General features: G+C 64.9%; 20 protein-coding genes, 1 tRNA gene and 1 pseudogene. 8 read left to right on the top strand and 14 right to left on the bottom strand.

What is annotated here, in order from left to right; all coding sequences use genetic code 11:
• Positions 1-141 precede the first annotated feature (141 nt).
• The 6 genes from recQ to AABA86_RS26880 form a co-directional block, all read right to left on the bottom strand.
• Positions 142-2,007, bottom strand: a complete 1,866-nt coding sequence (gene recQ / locus AABA86_RS26905) for a DNA helicase RecQ (RefSeq protein ID WP_212253829.1) — start codon at positions 2,005-2,007, stop codon at positions 142-144.
• Between the two features lie 138 nt (positions 2,008-2,145).
• A complete protein-coding gene (locus tag AABA86_RS26900) occupies positions 2,146-2,889 on the bottom strand; it encodes a polysaccharide deacetylase family protein (protein ID WP_212253828.1) in 744 nt (247 codons plus the stop codon).
• A 105-nt stretch (positions 2,890-2,994) separates the two neighbouring features.
• Positions 2,995-3,993 (bottom strand): homoserine O-succinyltransferase MetA, encoded by a 999-nt coding sequence (gene metA / locus AABA86_RS26895; RefSeq protein WP_338308995.1) that lies wholly within the window; start codon positions 3,991-3,993, stop codon positions 2,995-2,997.
• A 12-nt stretch (positions 3,994-4,005) separates the two neighbouring features.
• Positions 4,006-5,307 carry an O-acetylhomoserine aminocarboxypropyltransferase/cysteine synthase family protein gene (locus AABA86_RS26890; protein ID WP_338308994.1) on the bottom strand — a complete coding sequence of 434 codons (1,302 nt, stop codon included), beginning with the start codon at positions 5,305-5,307 and terminating at the stop codon, positions 4,006-4,008.
• 261 nt (positions 5,308-5,568) lie between these two features.
• Positions 5,569-7,140 (bottom strand): amidase family protein, encoded by a 1,572-nt coding sequence (locus AABA86_RS26885; protein ID WP_338308993.1) that lies wholly within the window; start codon positions 7,138-7,140, stop codon positions 5,569-5,571.
• A gap of 120 nt (positions 7,141-7,260) precedes the next feature.
• Entirely contained in the window at positions 7,261-8,442 is a 1,182-nt protein-coding gene (locus AABA86_RS26880) for an MFS transporter (protein WP_212253824.1), read from the bottom strand.
• Between the two features lie 99 nt (positions 8,443-8,541).
• Here AABA86_RS26880 and AABA86_RS26875 point away from each other — a divergent pair, with 99 nt between their 5' ends.
• The 4 genes from AABA86_RS26875 (at position 8,542) to AABA86_RS26860 (ending at position 12,258) form a co-directional block, all read left to right on the top strand.
• Positions 8,542-9,495 carry a LysR family transcriptional regulator gene (locus AABA86_RS26875; protein WP_338308992.1) on the top strand — a complete coding sequence of 318 codons (954 nt, stop codon included), beginning with the start codon at positions 8,542-8,544 and terminating at the stop codon, positions 9,493-9,495.
• Between the two features lie 155 nt (positions 9,496-9,650).
• On the top strand, positions 9,651-10,328 hold the full coding sequence (locus tag AABA86_RS26870; protein ID WP_028141933.1) for a nitroreductase: 678 nt from the start codon (positions 9,651-9,653) through the stop codon (positions 10,326-10,328).
• Positions 10,329-10,361: 33 nt separating this feature from the next.
• Positions 10,362-11,477 (top strand): L,D-transpeptidase family protein, encoded by a 1,116-nt coding sequence (locus AABA86_RS26865; protein ID WP_338308991.1) that lies wholly within the window; start codon positions 10,362-10,364, stop codon positions 11,475-11,477.
• 100 nt (positions 11,478-11,577) lie between these two features.
• Positions 11,578-12,258, top strand: a complete 681-nt coding sequence (locus AABA86_RS26860; protein WP_338308990.1) for an SMI1/KNR4 family protein — start codon at positions 11,578-11,580, stop codon at positions 12,256-12,258.
• A 74-nt stretch (positions 12,259-12,332) separates the two neighbouring features.
• Here the strand turns inward: AABA86_RS26860 and AABA86_RS26855 are convergent.
• Positions 12,333-12,422 (bottom strand) — tRNA-Ser (locus AABA86_RS26855).
• A 194-nt stretch (positions 12,423-12,616) separates the two neighbouring features.
• Between AABA86_RS26855 and AABA86_RS26850 the strand changes: the two genes are divergently transcribed.
• The gene (locus tag AABA86_RS26850) at positions 12,617-12,958 is read left to right on the top strand and encodes a hypothetical protein (RefSeq protein ID WP_212253820.1); all 342 of its coding nucleotides are present in this window, start codon (positions 12,617-12,619) and stop codon (positions 12,956-12,958) included.
• A gap of 49 nt (positions 12,959-13,007) precedes the next feature.
• Here the strand turns inward: AABA86_RS26850 and AABA86_RS26845 are convergent, their stop codons facing one another.
• From AABA86_RS26845 to AABA86_RS26835, 3 genes are all read right to left on the bottom strand, one after another.
• Positions 13,008-14,471: a trehalose-6-phosphate synthase gene (locus AABA86_RS26845; protein WP_338308989.1), complete on the bottom strand. Its 1,464-nt coding sequence runs from the start codon at positions 14,469-14,471 to the stop codon at positions 13,008-13,010.
• A gap of 238 nt (positions 14,472-14,709) precedes the next feature.
• Positions 14,710-15,528, bottom strand: a complete 819-nt coding sequence (gene otsB / locus AABA86_RS26840; protein WP_212253818.1) for a trehalose-phosphatase — start codon at positions 15,526-15,528, stop codon at positions 14,710-14,712.
• Between the two features lie 4 nt (positions 15,529-15,532).
• Positions 15,533-17,017, bottom strand: a complete 1,485-nt coding sequence (locus AABA86_RS26835; protein ID WP_338308988.1) for an MFS transporter — start codon at positions 17,015-17,017, stop codon at positions 15,533-15,535.
• Positions 17,018-17,261: 244 nt separating this feature from the next.
• Here AABA86_RS26835 and AABA86_RS34665 point away from each other — a divergent pair.
• A pseudogene (locus AABA86_RS34665) lies at positions 17,262-17,371 on the top strand (DUF3175 domain-containing protein); the annotation flags it as partial.
• A gap of 244 nt (positions 17,372-17,615) precedes the next feature.
• On the opposite strand, the gene AABA86_RS26830 reads toward AABA86_RS34665, so the two are convergent.
• Positions 17,616-19,661, bottom strand: coding sequence for a methyl-accepting chemotaxis protein (locus AABA86_RS26830; RefSeq protein WP_338308987.1), 2,046 nt, complete (start codon positions 19,659-19,661; stop codon positions 17,616-17,618).
• Positions 19,662-20,028: 367 nt separating this feature from the next.
• Positions 20,029-22,068, bottom strand: coding sequence for a methyl-accepting chemotaxis protein (locus AABA86_RS26825; RefSeq protein ID WP_338308986.1), 2,040 nt, complete (start codon positions 22,066-22,068; stop codon positions 20,029-20,031).
• Between the two features lie 268 nt (positions 22,069-22,336).
• Between AABA86_RS26825 and AABA86_RS26820 the strand changes: the two genes are divergently transcribed.
• Positions 22,337-23,503 (top strand): FIST N-terminal domain-containing protein, encoded by a 1,167-nt coding sequence (locus AABA86_RS26820; RefSeq protein WP_212253128.1) that lies wholly within the window; start codon positions 22,337-22,339, stop codon positions 23,501-23,503.
• A 10-nt stretch (positions 23,504-23,513) separates the two neighbouring features.
• Positions 23,514-24,872 (top strand): hybrid sensor histidine kinase/response regulator, encoded by a 1,359-nt coding sequence (locus AABA86_RS26815; RefSeq protein WP_338308985.1) that lies wholly within the window; start codon positions 23,514-23,516, stop codon positions 24,870-24,872.
• A 41-nt stretch (positions 24,873-24,913) separates the two neighbouring features.
• Here the strand turns inward: AABA86_RS26815 and AABA86_RS26810 are convergent, their stop codons facing one another.
• Both AABA86_RS26810 and AABA86_RS26805 read right to left on the bottom strand, forming a co-directional pair.
• Complete coding sequence (locus tag AABA86_RS26810; RefSeq protein WP_212253124.1) at positions 24,914-25,612, bottom strand: response regulator; 699 nt, start codon at positions 25,610-25,612, stop codon at positions 24,914-24,916.
• A gap of 106 nt (positions 25,613-25,718) precedes the next feature.
• Entirely contained in the window at positions 25,719-26,402 is a 684-nt protein-coding gene (locus AABA86_RS26805; protein WP_338308984.1) for a response regulator, read from the bottom strand.
• Positions 26,403-26,457: the final 55 nt, after the last annotated feature.

The raw sequence follows: 26,457 nt of genomic DNA, 5'->3' as shown, positions 1-26,457 counted from the left end.
GGGGACCCATAACCACAGGAAGGCGTTTGACGAAGACTCGGAGTTCGGTACTTCGACCGATCGCAACCGATAGATCACGCGGTATGGGTCCCGGATCTGCGCTTCGCTTGTCCGGGACGACAGCGGAGTTAAGAGCGCCCCCTACCGCGTCCTGACGATCTGCAGCAGCTCGTCGCCGTAATGCTCGAGCTTCTTGTCGCCGATGCCGGGCACGTTGCGCAGCTCGTCGAGTGTCGTCGGCCAGGCCCGGACGATGCCGTCGATGGTGGCATCGTGCAGCACCACATAGGCTGGCACGCCGCGCTCGCGCGCAATGTCCGAACGCCACGAGCGCAGCCGCGCGCGCAGTTCGGGGTCGACATCGCCTTGCGGCGCGTTTGCCGCCGGCGCAAGATCGCCGCGGCGGGACTTGCCGCGGCTTGCGCGAATGCGCGTGCCGGGCGCTTCCTCGCGCAGCCACACCTCGGTCTCACCGCGCAGCACACCGCGGGCGGTCTCGGTCAGCTTCAGCGCGCCATAGGCTTCGCTGTCGCTCTGCAAATGCCCCATCGCCACCAATTGCCGCAGCACGGTGCGCCACTGCTTCTCGTTGAGCTCGCGCCCGATGCCGAACACCGACAGCTTGTCGTGGCCGAACTGCGTCACCTTCTCGGTCAGGCGCCCGATCAGCACGTCGATCAGGTGCATCGCGCCGAAACGTTGTCCGGTGCGGTAGGCGCAGGACAGCAGCTTTTGCGCCAGAACCTTGCCGTCGCGCATCTTTGGCGGCGTGAGGCAGTTGTCGCAATTGCCGCAATTGTTCGCGGTCTCGGTCTCGCCGAAATAGGCCAGCAGCCGTTTGCGCCGGCACTGTGCAGTCTCAGCAAGACCAACCAGCGCGTCGAGCTTGCCGATCGATACACGCTTGAAGTCGTCGGAGCCGCTGGACTCGTCAATCATGCGCCGCTGCTGCACGATGTCCGAGAGGCCGTAGGCCATCCAGGCCGCCGACGGCTTGCCGTCGCGGCCGGCGCGCCCGGTCTCCTGGTAATAGGCCTCAATGCTCTTGGGCAGGTCGAGATGGGCGACGAAGCGCACGTCGGGCTTGTCAATGCCCATGCCGAACGCGACGGTCGCGACGATGACGATGCCATCCTCGTTGAGAAAGCGGTCCTGGTTGCGCGAGCGCACCTGGCTGTCGAGCCCGGCGTGGTAGGGCAGCGCGGCAATGCCGGCCTCGTCGAGCGCGGCGGCGACCTCCTCGACACGGTTGCGGGACAGGCAATAGACCACGCCGGCGTCCCCGGCATGGCGCTCCCGGATGAATTCCTTGAGCTGCGACACCGCACTGCGCTTGTCGACGATCTCATAGCGGATGTTGGGCCGGTCGAAGCTGGAGACGAACTGCGGCGAGTCCGCGAGCTGAAGCCGCGCCACGATCTCCTTGCGCGTCAACTCGTCGGCGGTCGCGGTCAGCGCGATGCGCGGCACGTCGGGGAAGCGCTCGGCGATGATAGAGAGACCGACATATTCGGGGCGGAAATCATGGCCCCATTGCGAGACGCAATGCGCCTCGTCGATCGCGAACAGCGCCACCTTGGCCTGCGCCAGCAGCGACAGGCAGCGCGGCGTGACCAGGCGTTCCGGCGCGACATAGAGCAGATCGAGATCGCCCGCGAGCAGCCGCCGCTCGATGTCGGAGGCCTCCTGGAAGCTCAGCGACGAGTTCAACGCGGCGGCGTTGACGCCGGCCTCGAGCAGACCGGCGACCTGGTCGCGCATCAACGCGATCAACGGCGACACCACGATGCCGCAGCCTTCGCGCAGCAGGGACGGCAGCTGATAGCACAGCGATTTGCCGCCGCCGGTCGGCATCAGCACCAGGCAATTGCCGCCGCCCGTGACGTGCCGGATGATCTCGCCCTGCGAACCGCGAAAGCCCGGCAGGCCGAACACCGAATGCAGCACCGACAGCGCGTCGCGGCCGTTGGCCGGCGCAGGTCGCGGAGCGGTGGAAGGGGCATTCATGGGCGTTCGGGGAACAAGGCCAAGAGATTCGTCACAAGGCCAGTCGCATGCTGGCGTCGGCGTGGCAAGAGCGTTTGAGGGTCGAGGCGCTGCCGCTTCCTCCCTCTCCCCATTCTTACGGGGACAGGTGAATAGGCCCTAGGCCCCGATCCTGCGCAGCGCCTCTGCGACCGTCACGATCGGCATGTTGCGCTGCCCGGCGGCTTCCAGCGCATGACGCATCAGGTCCGGGGTGCAGCCATAGGGGCTCGGGGCGCTTGCGACGTCATGGCCATAGAAGATGAGCCATCCGCCGCTCGCCACCGCCTCGTCGAAATAGCGATCGACGCCCGCTCTGTCGATCTCGCAATCGACCAAAGGTGAAGCACGCAGGAACTGGAGATCGATGACGTCGCTGTTGACGCCGGGAAGGATGCCGCGCGCCGACCGGAAGGCTTTGGCGAGCTGCGGCTTGCGCCAGACCGATGCAATCCCATAGGGATAAGCGAAGTTCTCCAGATTGATCGAGGAATCGATGCTGCGAAAATAAGCGCGGTTCCGCTCGATCTCGCGCGCCATCGCGGCCTCGTCGAGATTGGCCGAGCTCTGGTGCGAGAAGGTGTGGCAGGCAATCTCGTGACCGGCGCGGTGAAGCCGCACGATTGCATCGCCCGACAGGCCATGCCAATGGTCCGACGGCTGCCCGATCAGGCTGCCGGCGAGATAGAACGTGCCGCGGCCGCCATGCTCTTCGAGAAGCGCGGCGCCCTCACCTGCAGCGCTATCCGGGGCATCGTCGAAGGTGAAGCTCACCATCGGCACATGCGCGGGCAGCCGGTGCGGCGCGGCGCGGAAATGCCGGGCCAGCCGATTGCTCACGCGTCCCTGGAGTGCCGACCACACGACTGCGTTTCCCGTGATTCCGTATGTCTGTACTGAAACATTCGCGCGCTGATCGAGGCAAGCCTAACGCCTGGGTAATCCTAACGCGGAACCAACATCCTTCGGCTAACGCGCAAGGACCGGCGCTTCGGCTTCCACACTGAGATATTGCAACCAATTGCGAAAAAGCACCGCCGCCGCGCTGCCGACGCCGATATCGGCGCGCAAATTCAGCCCAGGCAGCTCGTTGGTGAGTGCCGGATGGCGCTGGTGCGCCGTCTTCTTCTCGAAGCGGACCAATTTCTCTTCAGTCGCTGCGTCAAAATAGCTCACGGGCGGGCGCGGATAAGTCTCACGCTCCCGCGCAAGGTAGCGGCCGATGTCGCGCAGGTATTCGCGCTGGAGCGACAGCGCGTCATATTCCGGATGCCCCTGGAAGAACACGAACCGGCTGGCATATTGGCGAACAAAGATGTCGACGCCGGCCTCGGCCGAGCGTGTCAGCACCTGATAACCGGCCTGCTCCAGGTCGCTCTGCGCGAGCTCGTTCAGGCGCGAATGCGACACCTTCAGCGGCGCCGGCGCGGCGCGCGTCAGGGCATCGCTCGTCACGGCCTCGCAATCGAAGATGCCGTGACATTTGGCCGGCAGCCGCCGCCGTGCGATGCCGTCGAGATGCAGCACCGCCGCATGCGCGGCAAGGCACGACCAGATCGTCGAGCGCGTGTTGGCCTTGGCCCAGTCAATGAGGTCGGCGAGGTCACGCCAATAAGGCTCCTGGTCGAGCTCGGGCGCAACCGGCTCGGCGCCTGTCACGATCAGCCCGTCGAATTTCTGGCGCTTCAGCTCGGACAGGTCGGAATATTCGCTTTCGACATGCCACTTCGCCTCCGGCGAGCGCTTCACGCTGGGAAGCGAGAAGCAATGGAAGCGGATGCGGCGCGGACCGGCCGCAGCCTGAAGCAGCTTCAAGAACTGCCGCTCGGTCGCCTTCAGCGCCGGATCCGGCATGTTGTTGACGAGCCCGATCGTGAGCTCGCCGCCGCGATCGCGCGCAAGATCGCGTTCGGCCGGCACCAGCGCCGGGCTCGATATGACTTGATCTTTGTCGATCAAGATCGTCATTGGCGCCGCCGCCTACTCCGCGGCCTCGAGGCGCGCCGAGAGGCAGGCCTTGTCCAGCGCCTGATCGATGTCCTCGATGATGTCAGAGACATGCTCGATGCCGATCGACAGCCGGATCGTTTCCGGCAGCACGCCGGCGACGCGCTGCTGCTCTGCCGACATCTGGCGGTGGGTGGTCGAGGCCGGATGGCAGGCCAGCGACTTGGCATCGCCGATGTTGACGAGGCGCGTGATCAGCTTCAGCGCGTCATAGAAAGACTTGCCCGCCTCCATCCCGCCCTTGATGCCGAAGGTGAACAACGAGGAGGCGTTGCCATCGAGATATTTCTGCACCAGCGGATAATAGGGGCTGTCGGGAAAGCCGGCGTAATTGACCCAGGCAACGCGCGGATCCTTGCGGAGGAATTCGGCGACCTTGCGCGCGTTCTCGACATGGCGCTCCATGCGCAGCGCCACGGTCTCGATGCCCTGCAGCAGCAGGAAAGCGTTGAACGGCGACAGCACCGAGCCCATGGTGCGCTGATAGACGCTGCGCGCGCGCTCGATATAGGCGGTCCGGCCGAAGCGCTCGGCATAGACGAGGCCGTGATAGGAGGCGTCGGGCCTGTTGTAGGCCGGGAAGCGGTCGGCGTATTTCGCCCACGCGAAGTTGCCGGAATCGACGATGGCGCCGCCGAGCGTGGTGCCGTGGCCTCCGAGAAACTTTGTCAGCGAGTGCACGGCGATGTCGGCGCCGTAGTCGAACGGCTTCAGCAGGATCGGGGTTGCGACGGTGTTGTCGACGATCAGCGGCACGCCATGCGCATGCGCGATTTTGGCCAGCGCCTCGATATCGCAGACATTGCCGGCGGGATTGCCGATGGTCTCGGCGAACACCGCGCGGGTGTTCTCGTCGATCAGCTTCTCGACCGCCTCCGGCTTGTCGCTCTCGGCGAAGCGGCCGGTGATGCCCTGGCGCGGCAGGATGTGCGAGAGCAGCGTGTGCGTGGTGCCGTAAAGCTGCGGCATGGAAACGATGTTGCCGCCGTGATCGGCGACGTTGACGAAGGCGAAATGCAGCGCCGCCTGGCCGGTTGCGACCGCGAGTGCGCCGACTCCACCTTCGAGCTGGGCGATGCGCTTCTCCAGCACGGCGCTGGTCGGATTGGCGATGCGGCTGTAGCGGAAACCTTCGGCCTCGAGATTGAAGAGCGCCGCGCCGTGATCGGCGCTGTCGAAAGCGTAGGCCGCGGTCTGGTAGATCGGCACGGCGACCGCGTGCGTGGTCGCTTCGGGCTCGTAGCCGGCGTGAATAGCGATCGTCTCGTTGCGCATCGTGCCACCTCCGCGTGGAGCGGGCCGCACTTATTGGCCTAATGGGCATGTGCGTTGTCCGCCGCCCCCGTGTTAGAGGCGGGTGGTAAAGCGGACAATAATTCGCATAGAGATCGAGGAAGTAACCCTAACGCTTGTCGGCGAATTGGCCGGGATTCGGGTTAAAGCGGATTAACGAAGTGCAACCTGCACGGCCGTGGCGGCGCCATGCCTTCTCCTTGCGGAGAAAGGCAGCGCCGCCAATGCGGCGACAATCGTGGACTAAACCATGCTCTCCCACAGCCTGTGTGCAAACACGCCGGCGCGCTTCTCGATCGCGGCCGCCGCGTCGAGCGCGAGATCCTCGCGATAGCGCCCGGTAATGAGCTGCACGCCGATCGGCTTGCCGTCGTGGAGGGCCACCGGCACCACGGCGCCGGGCAGGCCCAGCACGTTGATCGCGGAGATGAAGCGGATCTCGCCCCAGAAGATCTCGCGCACGCGCTCGGCGCTGACCGTGTCCTCGCGCGGGCCCGGCGTCGGCTTCACCGTGGTCGGCGCCAGCACGACCGGGTACTCCTCGAAGAACAATTGCCAGGCGCGGATGTGGCCGTTGCGCGCAGCGGTCGCCTGCATCCAGGCCTTGAGATCGAGCACATTGGCCTTGTCCTTCATGCCGCCCCAGGCCTTGTGGAAATCTTCGGAGGTGACCTTCAGCATGCCGGCCTCCTGCATCACCACGGTCTCGTTGGTGATGATGTCGCACCAGGTCTGCCAGACGCCGTTGATGTCGGGCACCTCGACCTCGCTGACGCGATAGCCGGAACGCTCGAGGTGGTCCGCGGCCTGGCGCAGCGCCGCGCGCACGGAGGGGTCGACCTCCATGTCCTCGGGGATCTTGGCCAGCGCCACCTTGATCGGCCCCTTCGGCCTCTCGCCGACCAGCGGCGCCGGCACCCACCAGGGATCGCGCGGATCGCGCCGGCTCATCACCTCGAGCGCAAGGCGAACGTCGGCGACGTGGCGCGCGAGCGGCCCCTGCGCCGACATCAGATGCGCCAGCATCGGCCGCTCGGCCGTTGCGCTTGCGTTGAACGCGGGGATGCGTCCCTGCGTCGGCTTGATGGTGGCGACACCGTTGCAATGCGCGGGCCAGCGCAGTGAGCCGCCGATGTCGTTGCCATGGGCGATGGTGCCGATGCCGGCGGCGACCGCCGAACCCGCACCGCCCGAGGAGCCGCCGCAGGTGATATTGGGATCCCAGGGATTGAGCGTCAGCCCGTGCAGCGGATTGTCGGTAAAGCCGCGAAAGGAGAATTCCGGCGTGTTGGTGAGCCCGATGACGATCGCACCTGATTTCTTCAGGTTGCGCACGACCGGCGCATCCGACGGCGCGACCAGGTCCTTGTTGGCGGGCACGCCGTTGAAGTTCGGCCGGCCTTCGTAGTCGACGTTTTCCTTGATGGTGATGGGCACGCCATGCAGGAGGCCGAGCGCGCCGCCCTTGGCGCGCTGCTTGTCCGCGGCATGCGCGGCCTTCAACGCCTCTTCCGAGAGATCGACAACGACGGCGTTCAGCTTCGGATTGACGGCCCGCATCCGTTCGAGATGCGCTTCGACGGTCTCGACGGCGGAGATTGCGCCGGAGCGGATCGCAGCCGCGGTCTCCACCGCCGACCATTGCCAGGCCGGTCCCTTGGGGCGGCGCGATGAAGCCGGCTTGAACTGCACGACCTTCTTGGCTTTCTTCGCAACGACGGCCTTGCGGCTTGCGCTGGTCTTGCCGGAGGTCTTCGCCGGTTTCTTCGAAGCAGTCTTCTTCTTGGTAGTCTTCTTGGCCGTCTTCTTCGCCACGTCGCATCTCCTGAAAATTGCGCGGCGGAGGTTACGGATGGCGTGGGGACGTGTACAGGTGCGTTTTCTGCATGACGCAGTGGCGCGACGCGGCGAATCGTCCGCGGTCGCGCCGCTGCGCTATTCGGCGGGGCACGCCGCGACGGCCGCCTGCGCGCGGTCGAGCCGCAGGCTCCACAGCGCCAGCACCAGACCGACAGCGGTGATGCCGGCTGCGACCAGAGGCAGCGCCGAGAGGCCGAGCCCACGGTCGATGGTGACGCCGCCGGCCCAGGCGCCGAGCGCGTTACCGAGATTGAACGCGGCGATGTTGAGGCTGGAGGCGAGCGTCCGGCCGCTGGGGCCGGCCGCTTCCAGCACGCGAAGCTGGAGCGGGGCGACGGTCGCAAAAGCGGCGATGCCCAGCAGCAGGATCAGCACGATCGCCGGGATCTTGACCGACAGCACGGCGGCAAGGCCAAGCAGCACGATGGCGAGCGCGGCGAGCGTTCCGATCAACGCGCCGGCGAGGCCACGGTCGGCGAGCTTGCCGCCGGCCACGTTGCCGATCGCGAGCCCGACGCCGAACACCAGCAGGATCGGCGACACCGCGCCTTCCGAAAAGCCGGTGAAGCGGGTCAGGATCGGCTGGATGTAGGTGAAGACCACGAACAGGCCGGCAAAGCCGAACACGGTCATGGCAAGGCCGAGCAACACCTGCGGGCGGCCGAGCACCGATATCTCCTCGGCCAGCGAGACCGGCTTGTCGCCGTTGCCGACATGGCCGGGCACCAGGGCTGCGACCACGGCGAAGGCGATCAGGCCGATGACCGTCACGGCCCAGAACGCCGCGCGCCAGCCAAGCATCAGGCCGAACCAGGCGCCGAAGGGCACGCCAAGCAGCGTCGCGACCGTGAGGCCGATGAACATGGTGGCAATCGCGGAGGCTCGCTTGTCCTCGGCGACGAGGCTCGTCGCCACCACCGACCCGACACCGAAGAAAGTGCCATGGGCAAGCGAGGTCAGCACGCGCGCCGCCATCAGCAATTCGTAATTCGGCGCCAGCGCACAGGCCGCATTGCCGAGCGTGAAGATCGCCATCAGCGCGAGCAGCACGGTTTTGCGCGGCATCCGCCGCGTCGCCAGGGTCAGGACGGGCGCACCGACGAACACGCCGAGCGCATAGCCGGAGATGAGCAGGCCCGCGACCGGGACCGAGACATGCATGTCGGCGGCGACCTGCAGCAAGAGGCCCATGATGATGAATTCAGTGGTGCCGATGCCGAAGGCACCGGCGGTGAGGGCGAGGACGGCGGGAGGCATGCGTGGGCTCCGATGGATGAGACGAGCCACGCAGATAGCCGTGCCCGCGCAAAACCATTAGGATGTCCCCAATCCAATCATTTGTGACGTGAATTCAACATGGCCCGCTTCGACACCAACCGCTCCGCCGAGATGGAGGTCTTCGTCCGCGTCGTCGATCTCGGCGGGTTCACCCAGGCCGCGCGAAAGCTGCGGCTGACGCCGTCGGGGGTGAGCAAGCTGATGTCGCGGCTGGAGGCGCGGCTCGGCTCGCGCCTCGTCAACCGCACCACGCGCAAGCTGACCCTGACCGAGGAAGGCCAGGCATTCTATCAGCGGGCCGTGCGGATTCTCGCCGAGATGGAGGAAGCCGAGCGCGAGGCGGCGTCAGGCGCGGCGCCGCGCGGCCGCCTCACGGTCAACTGCAACATCCCGTTCGGCATGCTGCATATGATGCCGCTGATCCCCCGTTTCCTGGAGCAGCATCCCGAGGTCACGCTCGATCTCGTGCTGACCGACACGCTGGTCGACTTGATGCAGGAGCGTGCCGACGTTGCGATCCGTGTAGGACCTCTGAAAGCGTCCCGCCTGATCGCGCGCAAGCTCGGCAGCAGCCGCATGGTGGTCGTCGGCACCCCCAACTATCTGGCGCGCTTTGGCACGCCCAGGACGCCGGCGGATCTCGCCGATCACCGCGGCATCGGCTGGACCTTTCCGCGCATCCGCGGTGGATGGCCATTCCGGCGCGGCGATCGCACCGAGGAAGCCGTGCCGCCGCCGGTCGCCCGCGCCAGCGACGGCGAGGTCGCCCGCCGGCTGGCGCTGGGCGGCGTCGGCCTCGCCCGTCTCGCCCTCTTCCACATCGGCCCCGACATCGAATCCGGCCGCCTCGTGCCGGTGCTGCAGAACTACAATCCCGGCGACCGCGAAGACATCCACGCCGTCTATGTCGGCCACACCGCCCCCCTGCCCGCACGCGTCCGCGCCTTCATCGATTTCCTCGCGGAGCACGTGCGTGTGAGCGACCCCGCGCTGAAGCGGGCGGGGGATGGGAGTTGGAAACTGGCGGGATGAGGCTGATGGCGGAGAGAGCGTCAGTCAATCCAGACTGATGCGATCGTGTTCCGCGTGGCTGGACCGTTGAGGACGCACCGCCGACGCTTGCGCGAGGGTGCCGAAACCGCGAAAGTCCTAACTGTTTCAGAACTTGTCAGGGGAATTCCACACAAATGCAGTTCGATGACGTCATCCTCGGTCGCCGGAGTATCCGCGGTTACAAACCCGATCCGGTACCCAAGGAGCTGATTGCGGAAATCATTGGTTTGGCGATGCGCGCTCCGTCGTCGATGAACACCCAGCCCTGGAATTTCTATGTCATCACCGGCGAACCGCTGGATCGGATCCGCGCCGGCAACACCGAACGGATGGTGGCGGGCATCCCGCAGTCGCGCGAGTTCCGCACGGGCCAGGCCTTTGCAGGCAAGCACCGTGACAGGCAGGTCGGCGTCGCCAAGCAATTATTCTCCGCAATGGGAATCGAGCGCGACAACACGGAAAAGCGCCAGGACTGGGTGCTGCGCGGCTTCCGCCAGTTCGACGCGCCCGTCTGCGTGATCATCACCTATGATCGCGTGCTTGACGGTAGCGACGATACGCCCTTCGACTGCGGCGCCGTGGCGACCGCCCTGGTCAATGCCGCGTGGTCCCGCGGGCTCGGCGCCGTGATCAACAGCCAGGGCATCATGCAGTCCCCCGTGGTGCGCGAGCACGCGGGCATAGCCGACGATCAAGTCATCATGAAAAGCATCGCGCTGGGCTGGCCGGATGAAACTTTTCCGGCGAATGCCGTGGTGTCGGAGCGGAAATCCGTCGAGGAAGCGACGGTGTTCGTCGGTTTCGAGAAGTAGCGGCGTGCGGTCGGAAGGGCTGGAGGCACAGCAGTGATCCGCGCCATGGTCCGACGTGTACTTGTGCTGGCGACGGCTTTTGCCACTGCCTTGACGCCGGTCATTTGTCTTGGCGAAAGCAGCAAGCCGTTGCCAGCCAAGGCAACGAGGGAACTACCCGCTGAGCTGCTCTCGCTGCTCGAACAGAAGAAGATGCCGAAATATTCACCTATCGTCGTGCGCCTGTTCAAGGAGGAGGCCGAGCTCGAGGTCTGGAAGCAGGACGCGACCGGCCATTTCCAGATCCTCAAGACCTATCCGATCTGTCGGTGGTCGGGCGACCTCGGGCCGAAATTGTACGAGGGCGACCGACAGGCTCCGGAAGGGTTCTATACGATTACACCCGAGCTGATGAATCCCAACTCCAACTTCCATCTTTCGATCAACCTCGGCTTCCCCAACACGTTCGACAAGGCGAACAAGCGCAACGGCAGCTTCCTCATGATCCACGGCGACTGCTGGTCGAGCGGTTGCTATGCCATGACCGACGAACAAATAGGCGAAATCTATTCGCTGGCACGCGACTCATTCCTCGGCGGCCGGCCGTCGTTCCAGGTCCAGGCCTATCCGTTCCGCCTGACGCCGGCAAACCTGGCGCGGCATCGAAATAGCCCCAACCTGGCCTTCTGGAAAATGCTCAAGATCGGCAACGATCATTTCGAGACGACGCGACTCGAACCAAGGGTGGATGTGTGCGACCGCCGCTATGTGTTCGATGCGCGACCTCCCCCGAATTCGCCGTCGCCTCCAGTGTTCAACCCTACCGAAAAATGTCCCCCCTTCGTCGTCAACCCGGAAATCGCGCGGCGGGCGCTGGAGAAGAGGCGCTCCGACGAGCTCGAATACGCGCGATTGGTTAAAGACAGCGTGCCGGCTGCCCCGATATACAGCGGACTGGACGGCGGAATGAACAAGGCATTCCTCACACAATTTCCGGGCAGAGTGACGCTTGCGAAAGTCATGCCGTATGCATCCTACCTGCCGCAATTGCCACCGATCCCCTGGATCGACAATGATGGCTCGTTGGCGAGTAGATGGTTTGGCAGCTCGTTGGACAAGCCGCCGGAGTGCAATCCGACGCGTGTCGGCTTCCCGTCAGGTTGGTGCTGAACGCTCGTGCGGCGTCGGAGCAGAGGTCTGTCGAGAAAGCTACGGTGTTTGTCGGTTTCTAGGGTTAGATGGCCGCCGCGTAACATGATGGGTAACGAGGATGACGTCGAAAAGGCCCTTTGACGGCTTCGATTTCGAAGGCTTCTGGAACGACTGTCCGTATTCCCTGGAGAACTATGTCGAGCCTCCGCCGAGCGACGAGCTGATTGCCTCCATCGAACAGGAGATAGGCGGGTATCAGCTGCCTGCGGCCTATGTCGATCTCGCACGGCGCCACAATGGCGGTATGGTCAAGCGCAACTGCCACCAAATGAAGGAGCGTACAGGCTGGGCGGAGGACCACGTGGCTATCGAGGGGCTCTACGCCATCGGGCGCACGGCCAAATATTCGCTCGCCGGCGAACTGGGCCCCAAGTTCATGATCGAGGAATGGGACTACCCGCCGATTGGCGTCGGCATCGCCGACACCCCGGCCGGGGGCCACGAACTGATCATGTTGGACTACCGAACCTGCGGAAAGCGGGGCGAGCCGCAGGTCGTGTACGTCGACCAAGAGGCAAACTACCGCATCGTCGTCGTCGCGCCAGACTTCGAGACCTTCATTAGAGGCTTGGTCGAGGAGTCCGAATACGACACCGCTGACGAGGATCTGGCTGCGGCGATCGGCGGCGACATCGTCGAGATGGCGGAAGTCTACCATCTGACTCCCAAGGCTGAGGCGACCCTGCTCGGGCGCTTGGCGACGATCGCTGGCCCCGAAGTCAATAAGCCAGCGCGATGATTTGAGACTGATGCGATCCAGTCTACGAGATTCCTTGCTCGCACCGGCAGCGCACAAGTTCAGAATCGTGAAAATGGCGGAGAGAGTGGGATTCGAACCCACGGTACGGTTTCCCGCACACACGCTTTCCAAGCGTGCGCCTTAAGCCACTCGGCCATCTCTCCGGAGCGCCCTCTCTTGAAGGGGCGCCGATGATTTTGCAAGGGATCGCGGGGAAATCGGGTGAATTTTCCGTAAGATGTTGTATTTACGGGATAATATCTGGCATCGCAGATGCCCTGACCCGCCTGCCGGCTGAACCGGTGACGGGTTTGGCGCGACGATTCACCTGAGAACAGCAGACACGACCGGGGACGCCATGACCATCCGCAGCACCATCGCCGCCCTCAGCCTGATTTCGGCCCTTGGCTCCGCCTTCGCCGTGCCCGCCGCCGCCCAGGTCTGCACCCGGCAAGGGGTCGATGTCAGCTGCAACGACGGCCGGCGCGGGATGCTGTCGGGCGATGCCATCATCTGGCCGGACGGCACGCGCTCGAGCTCGACGCCGCATCCGAGCGTGATCATCGGCAACAAGAGCTCGGTGCATGTCGGGCCCGGCGTGTTCGTCGGCCAGGGCAAGGGCATGGTGCCGATGGACGATCCGAATGCGCCGAACAAGCGGCAATGCGCGATTCTGGATGGCGTGTCGTATTGCTATTGAGGCTCTCGTTTTCACCTCTCCCCGTAAGAACGGGGCGAGGGAGAGTATCCTAAATCAGCCGCACGCCTGAGATCGCCGACTTCAGCCAGCGCAGTGCCTGCGGCGGCTGCGTGGCGAGCGGGGCGACCGCGGCCTTCTCCGTCCGGCACTTTTCCAGCTCCGCGACGAAATCGGCCGACCATTGCTGGATGGTGTGGCCGCGCAGCTTCTTCATCATCGCGTCCCAGCGCATCTTGCGCTCGGTGAGCGGCATCGCGGCGGCGATCGCGATCGCGCGGGCCATGCCGTCGATGTCGTGCGGATTGACGAGCAGCGCGGCGTCGAGCTCGTTGGCCGCGCCTGCGAACTTCGACAGCACCAGCACCCCGGGATCGGCCGGGTTTTGCGCGGCGACATATTCCTTGGCGACGAGGTTCATGCCGTCATGCAGCGGCGTGACCACGCCGATCTGCGCAGTCCGGTACAGGCCGGCGAGCACGGCCTGGCTGAAGCCCTTGTTCAAATACCGGATCGGCGTCCAGTCGACCTCGCCGTGGCGGCCGTTGACGTCGGTGACGAGGCGCGCGACGTCGTTCTGCAGATTGCCATAGGCTTCGATGCCGCCGCGCGAGGGGTTGGCGATCTGAAGCAGCGAGATGCTGCGCAAGAATTGCGGCTGTTCGGTCCAGAGCCGGTCGAACGCGCTGATGCGGTTGACGAGGCCCTTCGAATAGTCGAGCCGGTCGACACCGATCGCGAGGCGCTCGCCATTGAGGCTGCGCCGCAGCCGCGACACGTCGGGATGCGAGGCCGATTTCGCAGCGTATTGCGCGAACTTCTCCGCATCGATTCCGATCGGGAAGACCTCGCAGCGAGTGCGGCCATGCTGCGAGACGGCAACGCCGTCCTCGACGGCGAGGCCAAGCTCGCTTGCGACGTAGCCGAGAAAATTCTGGCAATCCTCCTCGGTCTGAAAGCCGAGCAGATCGTAGGCCAGCATTGCCGTGATCAGCTCGCGATGATTCGGCACGCCCTGCATCACCGCGGCGACCGGCCACGGCGTGTGAAGGAAGAAGCCGATCGGATCGTCGACGCCGAGATCACGCAGTTCGGCGCCGAGCGCGAGGAAATGATAATCCTGCACCCAGAACGCGGTTTTGGCTTTTCGGAAGCGCATCAAGGCGCGCGCCATGAAGGCGTTGACCTCGCGATAGCTGACGTAATCGTCGCGCGAGACGCGGATCAGATCGCTGCGCGAATGCAGCGCGGGCCACAGCGCCGAATTGGCAAAGCCTTCGTAATAGCCGCCGTAATGCGCCGCCGGCAGATCCAACGTCGCAATCGCGCCCGATCCGAGCGCTTCGATCTCCGCGAACGGCTCCTTCTGATGGCCGTCACGCACGCGGCCCGAAGAACCCACCCAGATCGCGCCCGAATGTTCCACCACCGGCAACAAGGCCGCCGCGAGGCCGCCCGTCATGGGCTCGTTAGGCTTGCCGCGCGCGACGCGATTCGAAACGAGGATTAAATTCACAGGTCGTCCCCTCCTGTTTCATTCCACCCCATTTAACTGCCGTTCATCAATATGGTTCCTGTCATCGTTTCAACCAATTGAAACCAAAATCGGGCACGCGCGTTGGAACTGGTTGCGCTTCGGGAACCCGAGATTTCGTTGCAAAGTCAGCTTATGCGGCCATGTTGCGCAGCAATCATAGCGGCGCGACGGCGCCGTTCCCAAAGCATCATGTCTGTGACGTGGCGCTGCCTTTATTTCACCTCGGGTCGAGCAGGCGGGCAAGGAACGCACGCACATCGTTCGGCGCGTCGAAATGGCCATTCACGCCCATGGCACGGCGGCCGACCGAGAAGGCAAGCCCGTTCATGTCGGGCATGATCGCGAACACGGTTTCATCGGTGACGTCGTCACCGATGAAGATCGGACGCCGTCCTTTGAACGGCTCCCGTTTCATCAATTCGCGCACGCCGGTCGCCTTGGTGAATCCGGAATGCTTGATCTCGCAGACGAACTTGCCGGGCAGCACCTCGATCGGCGCATTGGGCAGGTCGGCGCGGATCACCGAGACCGATTCGTAGATCGCTTTCTCCGCATGCGGCGCAAGGCGGTAATGCAGAGCGAGTGAATAGCCCTTGTCCTCGAGCAGAATGCCGGGGCTGAGCTTGGCGATGGCGGCCAGCCGCCGCTTCAGCTCCTTGTCCAGCGGCGGGGCATGCACGTCATCGGCCTCATTGTCGATCGACAGCCGCATCTCCGCGCCGTGGCCGGCGACGGCGCGGAACACATCGGGCGCGAAGATCAGGTCGATGTCGTTGAGCGAGCGGCCGCTGACCAGCGCCAGCGCGCCGGAGGTGCGCTCGGTCAGCCGATTCAGCGTGTCCGACAGGCCCGGCGGCACCCACACTTCGCGCGGCGTCGGCATCAGGTCGAGCAGCGTGCCGTCGATGTCGAGCAAAATCGCGATCTCGTCGAGATGCGGCACCAGCGCATGCGGCACCGGCACCGCATCGGGTGCTTCGTCGTCCGGCATGGTGCGCTTCTGGTCCAACGCCATTTCTGCAAATTCCGATTTCATCAATCTACTCCATAAAGGCGAGCGGCCGCGCGATTTGTTCGAGCGATTTGCGTTCCGCAGGGACGGCGTAGCGCCACGCCACGATCGCGGCCGCGATCATCAGGGCTGACCCCAGCAGATAGCCGGCGAACACGCTGGTGCGCGATCCCGTGTCGATCAGCACGCCGAACAGCGCCGGCCCGATCACGCCGCCGATGCCGGTGCCGACCGCGTAGAACACCGCAATCGCCAGCGCGCGAACTTCGAGCGGAAAGGTCTCGCTGACGGTGAGATAGGCCGCGCTCGCGGCCGGCGAGGCGAAGAAGAAGATCACCATCCAGGCGATGGTCTGCCCCTGCGCGGTGAGCACGCCGATGGAGAACAGGTAGCCCGAGATCGCCAGCAACAGGCCCGACATGCCATAGGTGAACATGATCATGACGCGGCGTCCGAGCGTATCGAACAGCCGGCCGAGCAGCAGGGGCCCGAGGAAATTGCCGGCGGCGAAGGGGAGCAGGTACCAGCCGACATGATCGGCGCTGATGCCGTAGAAATCGGTCAGCACCAGCGCGAAGGTGAAGAAGATGGCATTGTAGAAGAACGCCTGCGCGCTCATCAGCACGAGGCCGACCACCGCACGCTGGCGGTACGCCGAGAACAGCGTGTGCACGACCTCGCGGATCGGCGTGTGATCGCGCATCTTCAGCCGGATCTTCGCGAAGCGCCCGTCGCTCGTATCCTGGTCATGCCCGATCACCGAGCGTTCGATCTCGTCGACGATTGCGTGGGCCTGATCGGGGCGGCCGTGGATCATCAGCCAGCGCGGGCTCTCCGGAATCCACATCCGCATCAAGAGCACGACGAGGCCGACGGTCGCGCCGATGAGATAAGCCAGGCGCCAGCCGAGATCGCGGTTGATCACGGCAGGATCCAGCAGCACGATCGACGCAACCGCGCCCATTGCGGCCCCGATCCAGAAACTGCCGTTGATGACGAGATCGGTCCAGCCGCGATAGCGCGCCGGCACCAGCTCCTGGATGGTCGAGTTGATCGCGGTGTATTCGCCGCCGATGCCGGCACCGGTGAGGAAACGAAACAGCGCGTAGCTCGCGACATTCCATGACAGAGCCGTCGCGGCCGTCGCCGAGAGATAGAGCGCCAGCGTGATGAAGAACAGCTTCTTGCGTCCGATGCGGTCGGTCAGCCAGCCGAAGCCGAGCGCACCGAGCACGGCGCCGGCGAGGTAGGCGGAATTGGCAATGCCGAGATCGAAATTGGTGAATTGCAACGACGGGCTCTGCTTCAGCGCACCCGAGAGCGCGCCGGCCAGCGTCACCTCGAGCCCGTCGAGGATCCAGGTGATGCCGAGCGCCAGCACGACGCGGGTGTGAAAGCCGCTCCAGGGCAGCGCGTCGAGCCGCGCGGGAATACTGGTCTCGACGATGCGATCGGTCGCGGCTGCCGCGACCACAGGAGCATAGTTCGGCGCTGGGCGTTGCTGCAATTCCATCGGGCTGTTGTGTCTGATCAATAAAAGCGCCCCCGGTCACATGATGTGGACGGGGTCGATCCGATCATCGGGGTGCGGCATTCCGCCTGCGACAACGTCTGCGGCGAGGCCGGGTTCCCATGGGAACGGCCCTTCCTACCGCTCGTTTCCGATGGAGCCGCAGGGAGTTGACGCATGGCTCATGTCAGAAAGAGGACACATTCGCGCAAAACAGCCGCGCGCAGGACGATGAGCGCCAAGCGCGGCGATGCTGACCTTCTACATCAACCGCGCCGGCAAGACTTGCCGAAGACGCAGCGCACGCGACTGGAGAAGGCGAAGCTGGAGCTGAAGCGGGTGTCTGGAAGGGAGTGAGATCAAACCTCCGCTGTCGTCCCGGACAAGCGGAGCTCTTGGCAACGCGTCGCGTTGCCGGGAGCGGAGCGCTGATCCGGGATCCATAGCCACAGGATCGGGTTTGGTGATAGCTCGAAGTTGTCAGCGTCCGTCGCAACTCCTCGCTGGGAGTATGGGTCCCGGATCGGCGCGCCTTGAGGCGCGCTTGTCCGGGACGACAGCGGAGTATGAGGCGGCGACGCGAACTTCAGAGGCCGCGAATTTACGCCGCCCTGATATTCCCCATGAAGCGATCGAGCTCGGCGCGCAGGCGGGTGCTTTCGGATGACAGCGTCTTGGCCGAGTGCAGCACCTCCTCCGAGGCCGAGCCAGTCTCGGCGGCGCCGCGGTTGACCTCGCCGATGTCGGTGGCCGCGGTCTGGGTGCCCTGCGCGACAGTCTGGACGCTGCGCGCGATCTCCTGCGTCGCCGCGCCCTGCTGCTCGACCGCGCTCGCGATCGACGTCGAGATCGACGAGATCTGGCCGATGGTCGCGCCGATCTCCTTGATCGCCGCAACCGACTCGGCCGTGGCGCCCTGCATGCCCGTGATGTGCGAGGAAATCTCGTCGGTGGCCTTCGCGGTCTGGCTCGCCAGCGACTTCACCTCGCTGGCGACCACCGCAAAGCCGCGCCCGGCCTCGCCGGCCCGTGCCGCCTCGATGGTGGCATTGAGCGCCAGAAGGTTGGTCTGCTCGGCAATCGCGGTGATCAGCTTGACCACCTCGCCGATCTGCTGGGCGGCATGCGACAGCTTGCCGATGCGCCCGTCGGTCTCCTTGGCCTGGACCACGGCGGCTTCCGCAATCCGGCTGGAATCGCGGACCTGACGGCCGATCTCCTCGACCGAGGCCGAGAGCTCTTCCGTCGCGGTGGCGACCGACTGCATGTTGGAGGACGCCTGCTCGGACACGCCGGCGACCTGGCTCGACAGGCTCTGGGTGGTCTCGGCAGTGCGCGTCAGCGTCGAGGCCGCCGATTCCAGCTGCACGGCCGAGGCCGACACGTTGGAGACGATGGCGCCGACCGCGCTTTCGAAATCGTCGGCAAAGCGGATCAGCTCGGAGCGGCGGGCCGCGCTCGCCTCCCTGTTCTGGGCTTCGCTGGCGGCGGCATCGCGCTCGGCTTTTGCCACGGCTTGGACCTTGAACTCCTCGACGGCGCCGGCCATCTCGCCGATCTCGTCCTTGCGGCCGAGACCCGGCAGCACCACGTCGAAATTGCCCGAGGCCAGCTCGCGCATCGCCTTGCACATCGCGATCATCGGACGCGAGATGCCGTTGCCGAGCCACAAGGCCAGCACCGCACCGATGGCAAGGCCGCCGAGCGCCATCATCAGCATCAGCCGCTCGGTCTCTCCGATGGTCGCATTCGCGCTCGCCTCGATGCGCTGCTGGTCGGCGGTCAGATCCGAACGCAGCTCGGCCGAGAGCTTGAGGATGGTTGCCGCCGTCTTGGTCATCTCACCGTTCGACTTGACGATGATCTTCACGTTCTCGGTCAGCTTTGAGAACGAGGTGCGGTACTGCTTCAGCAGATTGCCGATCTCGGTGACGCGGTCGGTGATCTTCTGGTCGCTGGCATAGATCGAGACCAGCAGCGTCTCCAGGAATTTGATGCGGGCGATCACGCCATCGGCGGTCTTCGGCTCCGGCTTGGCCACGAAGGCGCTGACCGAGGTGGAGACCGCCAGATATTGCGAGGTGATGTCCTTGGCCGTGGTCTGGACCGATGCCAGCCCCGCCAACGCGGCGGAATCGGCGAGATCGTCGAACTTGAAGCGGATCTTGTTGCCGACGCTGTTGAGCTCATCGGCCGCAATCTTGTTGTTCTCACGCGTCAGGACGATGATCTCCCCGAACACCTTCGTGAAGCGCTGAAACTCGGCTTCCAGCTTGCCGACCTGCTCACGGCGGGCGGCGCCGGTCGTGGCGGACATCGACTTCGCGATCGCGCTCTTCAGATTGTCTTCGGCGGCCTTGGCTGCGGTCTCGTCATCCACCGCCCCGGTCAGGGTATAGGCCCGAGCCAGTCCTTGATAGGCGATCAGCTCGCGATCGACCGTCCGCGCGAGGTCGGCTTCCGACACGCTGGTGCGGTAGGAAGCCACCGCGGCCTGGATCCGCTCGAAGCCGAAATAGGCGAAAGCCATGCTGACGGCGAGGATGGCTAGCACAGCCACGAAGCCGAGGATGATTTTTGCACGAAAACGCAAGGTTGGCAGCTTCGATTGGTTCGACTTCGACTTGGATTTGGACTTGACCGACATTCCCCCACCCCATTCCATTCGCGGAAAACCAGGCGCAGCCCGGAAGCAGCCCGCTTCCTGACTCGTCCGCACGGTAATTGGCAAAGGATAAGCCACGGTAAATTTATGGCGCCGCAACTTGCGGTTAGGTGACGCGGGGAAGATGCACACTCCGCTGTCGTCCCCGACAAGCGAAGCGCAGATCGGGGACTTCCGCGCGAGCGCTTGCGCTCGTCGCGATAACCCCAGGGAGGAGTTTGGCGAAGACTCGGAGTTACCTGCTCGCTCCATAACCGCTCCCTGGGGTTATGGGCCCCCGCGTTCGCGGGGGCGACAGTAGAGAGTGGGGCGACAGCGGAGAGTCTAGCTCGCGACGAGCCCAAGCAACTTACGCCGCCCGGATATTCCCCATGAAGCGGTCGAGCTCGGCGCGCAGGCGGGTGCTTTCGGATGACAGCGTCTTGGCCGAGTGCAGCACCTCCTCCGAGGCCGAGCCGGTCTCGGCGGCGCCGCGGTTGACCTCGCCGATGTCGGTGGCCGCGGTCTGGGTGCCCTGCGCGACGGTCTGGACGCTACGCGCGATCTCCTGCGTCGCCGCGCCCTGCTGCTCGACCGCGCTCGCGATCGACGTCGAGATCGACGAGATCTGGCCGATGGTCGCGCCGATCTCCTTGATCGCCGCAACCGACTCGGCCGTGGCGCCCTGCATGCCCGTGATGTGCGAGGAAATCTCGTCCGTCGCCTTCGCGGTCTGGCTCGCCAGCGACTTCACCTCGCTGGCAACCACCGCAAAGCCGCGCCCGGCCTCGCCGGCCCGTGCCGCCTCGATGGTGGCATTGAGCGCCAGAAGGTTGGTCTGCTCGGCAATCGCGGTGATCAGCTTGACCACCTCGCCGATCTGCTGGGCGGCATGCGACAGCTTGCCGATGCGCCCGTCGGTCTCCTTGGCCTGGACCACGGCGGCTTCCGCAATCCGGCTGGAATCGCGGACCTGACGGCCGATCTCCTCGACCGAGGCCGAGAGCTCTTCCGTCGCGGTGGCGACCGACTGCATGTTGGAGGACGCCTGCTCGGACACGCCCGCGACCTGGCTCGACAGGCTCTGGGTGGTCTCGGCGGTGCGGGTCAGCGTCGAGGCCGCCGATTCCAGCTGCACGGCCGAGGCCGAGACGTTGGAGACGATCGCGCCGACCGCGCTTTCGAAATCATCGGCGAAGCGGATCAGCTCGGAGCGGCGGGCCGCGCTCGCCTCCCTGTTCTGGGCTTCGCTGGCGGCGGCATCGCGCTCGGCTTTTGCCACGGCTTGAACCTTGAACTCCTCGACCGCACCGGCCATCTCGCCGATCTCGTCCTTGCGGCCGAGCCCCGGCAGCACCACGTCGAAATTGCCCGAGGCCAGCTCGCGCATCGCCTTGCACATCGCGATCATCGGACGCGAGATGCCGGTGCCGAGCAGGAAGGCGAGGACCGCACCAAGCAGCGTACCGCCGATGGCCAGCATCAGAACCAGTTGCTCGGTCTTCCCGATCGTCGCTTCCGATTCCGAATCCAGCCGCTGCTGCTCGGCGACGAGGTCCGCCTTCATGGCGGTGGCGCCTTGCAGGATGGCACCGGCCGAGCCGCTCATTTCGGTGACGAGGCTGTCGACCAACTTGGCGTTGGCGATCAGCTTTTCCAGCGCTTCGCGATAGGCGCCGAGGATGGTCTTGGCCTCCTTCAGGCCGTCGACGATCTTCTCGTCCATGGAATAGACCGCGCCGAGCGAGTTCTCCACGAATTTCAGCCGCGCCAGCGCGCTGGTCGCGATCGCCTGATCGGACGTGAGCACGAAATTGGTGGCTGCAGCACTCGCGGTTTGGAACTGGGCGTTGACCTGCTTGGTACCGAACTCGATCGACTGCGCCTCGGAATCGGAAGCGTTGTTGCCGATATCGTCCAGCTTGTACTTCAGGAGATTGGCTTGGCGCTGCAGCTGGTTCTGCACCAGCAACGTGCTGTCACGCTTGGCCTGCAGAACCTTGGCGAAGGTTGCGGAGAAATTCGCGAACTCCTTGGCGAGCTTGTCGAGACTCTCGCCCCGCGCCGGGGCCTTGGCACTCTTCACGGCCTGGTCGATGGCGTTCTTCAGGCTGGCCTCGGCATCAATCGCCGCCTTGGCGTCATCTTCCTTGCCGGTGACGACGAAATATTTGACGGCCGAACGGTAGGCGAGCAGCTCGCGGTCGATGTTGCGGGCGAGGTCGGCCTCCGACACGCTGCTGCGGTAGGACCCGACCCCGGCCGAAACCCGCTCGAAGCCGAAATAGGAGAAAGCCATGCTGCCGGCGGAGATCGCCAGCACGACCGCAAAGCCCAGGATGATCTTGGCGCGGAACCTCAGGGTGGGAAATATTGTGCGCTTTGACGGCGACGCGATACGCCCGGACATTCCCACCCCCATTATTCATTCCAAACAGCCACGATCCGGAGGCGCCCCGCCTCCCCGACCGGATGCGCAAAACTAAGGCAGAATCGTCAAGGGGCGGTAAATTCCTCCGGCTCGCAATCCCGGGCCGCGCAAGCGCCAGGCCGGCAGCTTCCCGTCCGGACGACACTGTGCGACTTGTTGCGGGTAGAATGAAAAAGCCCTACTGTTTTCGGCACTTGGCGACAGATCTTGGCGACAGACCAAGCCGGTCCTTGAGGAGAGAAACGAAGTGGGGCAGGCCGATCTTCGGTTTGGCGGTTCGTCCGGCGTTGCGGTCGCGAAATCGAAAGCTCCGACCGTCGACGAGGCCGTTGCCGAGCTGGTCGCCCAGCTTCCGTCGGACGAGCTGGCCCTGGTCCTGGTCTTCCTCTCCCCCCGCTACGATCCTCATCGGTTCATCGCCGAGATCACCAGACACTTCGCGGACGCGCCGGTCTGCGGTTGCACGACGGCAGGCGAGCTGGCGCCGGACGGCTGGGACGAGAACAGCGTTGTCGCGATGACGTTCAGCCAGGCCGACTTCAACGCCGTGGTCCGGCCGATCCTGAATCTCGCCAATTTCCACGTCGAGGACGGCCGCCGGATCGGCAGCGAGCTTCGCCACGAGCTGCTGCGGACAACCTCGGAGGTCAGCGGCCGCAACCCGTTCGGCCTGGTGCTGATCGACGGCATGTGCCGCCGCGAAGAAGCGGTGATGTCCGCCCTCTATGCCTCGCTCGACAATATCCCGATCGTCGGCGGGTCGGCCGGCGACGGCCTGCGCTTCGAAAGGACCTGGGTGTTCTTCGACGGCAAGGCCCACACCGACGCCGCTCTCCTCATTCTCCTCAACACGTCGCTGCCGTTCCGCGTGTTCAAATGCGACAATTTCGAGCCGACCGCACAGAAGATGGTGGTCACCGAGGCCGATATCGAGCAGCGCGTCGTCAAGGAATTGAACGCCGAGCCTGCCGCCGCGGAATATTCCCGTGCCGTCGGAATCATCGACGCAAAGCTCGACCCGTTCTCCTTCGCATCCCATCCGGTGCTGGTCCGGGTCGGCGGATCCTATTATGCGCGGTCGATCCAGCGCGTCGATCCCGACGGCTCGCTGCGCTTCTTCTGCGCGATCGACGAGGGCATGGTGCTGACGACGGCAACCTCGTGCAGCCTGGTCGGAGCCACCCGCGACGCCTTCGCGGAAACCCGTGACCAGATCGGCGACGTCTCTCTATATATTGGCTTCGAATGCCTGCTACGCCGGCTGGATGCCGAGCAGCATCAGCTTTCACGCGAAATGTCCGAGCTGTACCGGCAGAATCGCGTCGTCGGGTTCCATACCTACGGCGAACAGTTCGGCTCGATGCACGTGAATCAGACCTTCACCGGCGTCGCCATCGGCAGGCGGCCGACGTAACGGAGCCGACGTGGCAGAGACCTGGCAGGATGCCGAAACGATCGAGCAGCTCCGGCGGGAGTCCGTCAAGCTGAAGAAGATCAATGCGGCGCTGATGTCGCGCGTCGAGCGGTCGATGGACCAGCAGCTCAATGCGTTCTCACTGTTCGAAACCGCAATCGCGCTCGACCATCAAGTTCGCGACCGGACGCATCAGTTGCGGGATGCCCTGCGTTCGGTCGAGCGGGCCAACGAAGGCTTGTACCGTGCCAAGCAGCAGGCGGAAGCTGCAAGCTCGCTGAAATCGTCCGTGCTGATCTCGGTCACCCACGATCTCCTGCAGCCGCTGAACGCGGCGCGCCTGACCCTGTCGGCCCTCACCGAGATGATGGAGTCGCAGGAAGCGGGCCTGCTCATCGACCAGGTCGACCGCTCCCTGGTTACGCTGGAAGACCTGCTCCGCTCGCTTCTGGAGATCGCGAAGCTCGATGCGGGCGCGCTCCGGCCCGACGTGCGGCCGATCGCGCTTGGGCCGCTGCTCGACCAGCTCCGCGACGAGTTCGAGCCGATCGCCTGGAGGCAGGGACTGTCCCTGCGCGTCCGCGCCTCGCCGCTCGCGGTCCTGTCCGACCCGATGATGCTCCGGAGGATCCTGCAAAATCTGCTCGCGAATGCGATCCGTTATACCCGCCGCGGCGGCGTCATCATGGGATGCAGACGGCGTGGTGATCGCATCGCGATCCAGATCTCCGATACCGGCCCCGGAATTGCGCAGGCGCAGCAGGAGGCGATCTTCCGGGAATTCCAGCGCGGCGACGCGAGCGCGACCGACCAGGCCGGCTTCGGTCTCGGACTTTCGATCGTGCGCCGCTTCGCGACGGCGCTCGGGCACGAGGTGCGGCTGTCCTCGCATGTCGGCCGGGGATCGACCTTTGTGCTCGAGCTGGAGCAGGCCGATCGCGCCGATGTCAGCGACGACCTGCAGGAGATGAAGCCCGCCGACCTGCACTATGGCGGTCTGGGAGGGGCCAAGATCCTGCTCATCGAGAACGACGCCTCGGGTGCGGAGGCGCTGGCCGCCTTGCTGGAAGGATGGGGCTGCGATGTCGCGACCACGAGATCCGCCGCGGATGCCGCCCAGCGTTTGAGTGAGCTCGGCGGCACGCCGGACGCCATCATCGCCGATCTCCACCTCGATCACGGCGAAAGCGGATTGTCGGCCGTCGAGGGAATCCGGCAGCGGTTGAAGTCGGACGTGCCGGCGATGATCATCACGGCGGATTATTCCGAAAAGGCTGCGGCGGAAGCCAGCCGCTACGGGCTGGAAGTGCTGAAGAAACCGATCAGGCCGGCGGAGATGCGCGCGCTGCTGTCGTTCCTGCTGAGCTAGTTCATCACCTCGCGCCGCATCGACGGCGAGCGAGGGCTGCATCATGCCTGCGGATCGGTCCGGGCGCGGTCGCGCTTCGCGGCCGCTCCCGCGCCCGCCAGCGTCGCAAAATCGATCTTCGACATTTCGACGATCGCCTTGGTGCGGCTCATCACGTTCAGCTTGCGCAGGATATCCGAGACGTGAACCTTCACGGTGGTCTCGGAGATCTTCAGCTCAAAGGCGATCTGCTTGTTCTGCAGGCCGCGCTTGAGCATTTCGAGGACACGCAATTGCTGGGGCGTCAGATCGTGAAGGCGCTTCAGGAGCTCCTGGGCCGCAATCGGCGAACGCTGCGGGCGGGCCAACGCGCGAAAAGCGGCCGGCAGACACACCGCGCCACGCACGACTTCGCTGATCGAATGCGCCAGCTCCTGCTTGGACGAGGATTTCAGGATGTAGCCGGATACGCCGAGCGACAATGCGCCCGAGATGATCTGCGCGTCCTGGTGCCCCGACACGATGACGACGGGAATGCGCGGGAACGCCTTGCGGATGCGGATGATGCCGGACAGTCCGGTCGTCCCGGGTATCGACAGGTCGAGAAGAATGAGGTCGACATCGGGCCTCGACGCCAACAACTCGAGCGCACCGTCGATCGAGGTGGCCTGAAGCATCTCGGCATCCGGCGTCGCCATTTGCAGCGCTCCCTCGAGCGCCTCGCGAAACAGCGGATGATCCTCGACAATCAGAAACCGCATCAGATTTGGGCCGTTCCCAGCTCGTCACCGAAGTCAGCGATCAGACCGGCGAGCATGCCGTCGCCGGAGCAACCCGGCTTGATCCAGATCAAATCGGACCAGCAGCTCATTGCGGCCTCCCGCGATCGATCCTCGGATGGGGCCGCCGTGGATCCGGCAGGTCGACCTTGCCGATCTCGACGATCGCCTTGTTGCGGCTGAACAGTCCGAGCTTGCGCAGGATCTCGGTGATGTGTGCCTTCACGGTCGATTCGGCGAGTTGAAGCTCCTGCGCGATCTGCCGGTTCGGATAGCCGCGGCGAAGGAGATCGAGCACGCGAAGCTGCTGCGGCGTCAGCTCGCGAAGCTTGACCCTGAGTGCCTTGCTGCTGTCGGCCCGCTTCCGCTGCGGCTCCGCCACGAAATCCTTCGGCACGGATACCGATCCGCCGAGCACGCCTTCGATCGACTGCGCGAGCTCGCGCTTGGACGTGGATTTCGGCAGATAGCCGGCAGCACCCAGCGCCAGCGCCTCGCGGACCACATGCTGATCCTCCTCGCTCGAGACGATGGCGACCGGCAGGCGCGGATAGGTCTCGCGCAGCCTGAGAAAGCCGGAGAAACCGGTTGCGTCGGGAAGCGAGAGATCGAGCAGCGCAAGGTCGATCCCCCGTTCGACCGAAAGAACCCGCAAGGCGTCCTCGATCGACATCGCTTCCAGAATGCGGGCCTCCGGCAGCGCCAACCGCACGGCATTGCCGAGCGCCTCGCGAAACAGCGGATGATCGTCGATGATCAGGAAGCTGGTCATGGCACCTTCCCCGGGGTCCATCGCGCGGGCGCATCCATCGGACGTTCGTGCCGAT

The sequence above is a fragment of the Bradyrhizobium sp. TM233 genome (genome assembly GCF_036247965.1).
Taxonomy (GTDB): Bacteria; Pseudomonadota; Alphaproteobacteria; order Rhizobiales; family Xanthobacteraceae; genus Bradyrhizobium; species Bradyrhizobium ottawaense.
Note: the sequence above shows the minus strand (reverse complement) of the source record. Positions and strands in the feature narration are given on the sequence as shown.

Bases quoted from the DNA above. Each gene is read 5' to 3' on its own strand.
- recQ (WP_212253829.1), bottom strand. From the start codon at position 2,007: ATGAATGCCCCTTCCACCGCTCCGCGACCTGCGCCGGCCAACGGCCGC.
- metA (WP_338308995.1), bottom strand. From the start codon at position 3,993: ATGACGATCTTGATCGACAAAGATCAAGTCATATCGAGCCCGGCGCTG.
- AABA86_RS26890 (WP_338308994.1), bottom strand. From the start codon at position 5,307: ATGCGCAACGAGACGATCGCTATTCACGCCGGCTACGAGCCCGAAGCG.
- AABA86_RS26880 (WP_212253824.1), bottom strand. From the start codon at position 8,442: ATGCCTCCCGCCGTCCTCGCCCTCACCGCCGGTGCCTTCGGCATCGGC.
- AABA86_RS26875 (WP_338308992.1), top strand. From the start codon at position 8,542: ATGGCCCGCTTCGACACCAACCGCTCCGCCGAGATGGAGGTCTTCGTC.
- AABA86_RS26870 (WP_028141933.1), top strand. From the start codon at position 9,651: ATGCAGTTCGATGACGTCATCCTCGGTCGCCGGAGTATCCGCGGTTAC.
- AABA86_RS26860 (WP_338308990.1), top strand. From the start codon at position 11,578: ATGACGTCGAAAAGGCCCTTTGACGGCTTCGATTTCGAAGGCTTCTGG.
- AABA86_RS26850 (WP_212253820.1), top strand. From the start codon at position 12,617: ATGACCATCCGCAGCACCATCGCCGCCCTCAGCCTGATTTCGGCCCTT.
- otsB (WP_212253818.1), bottom strand. From the start codon at position 15,528: ATGAAATCGGAATTTGCAGAAATGGCGTTGGACCAGAAGCGCACCATG.
- AABA86_RS26835 (WP_338308988.1), bottom strand. From the start codon at position 17,017: ATGGAATTGCAGCAACGCCCAGCGCCGAACTATGCTCCTGTGGTCGCG.
- AABA86_RS26830 (WP_338308987.1), bottom strand. From the start codon at position 19,661: ATGTCGGTCAAGTCCAAATCCAAGTCGAAGTCGAACCAATCGAAGCTG.
- AABA86_RS26825 (WP_338308986.1), bottom strand. From the start codon at position 22,068: ATGTCCGGGCGTATCGCGTCGCCGTCAAAGCGCACAATATTTCCCACC.
- AABA86_RS26810 (WP_212253124.1), bottom strand. From the start codon at position 25,612: ATGCGGTTTCTGATTGTCGAGGATCATCCGCTGTTTCGCGAGGCGCTC.
- AABA86_RS26805 (WP_338308984.1), bottom strand. From the start codon at position 26,402: ATGACCAGCTTCCTGATCATCGACGATCATCCGCTGTTTCGCGAGGCG.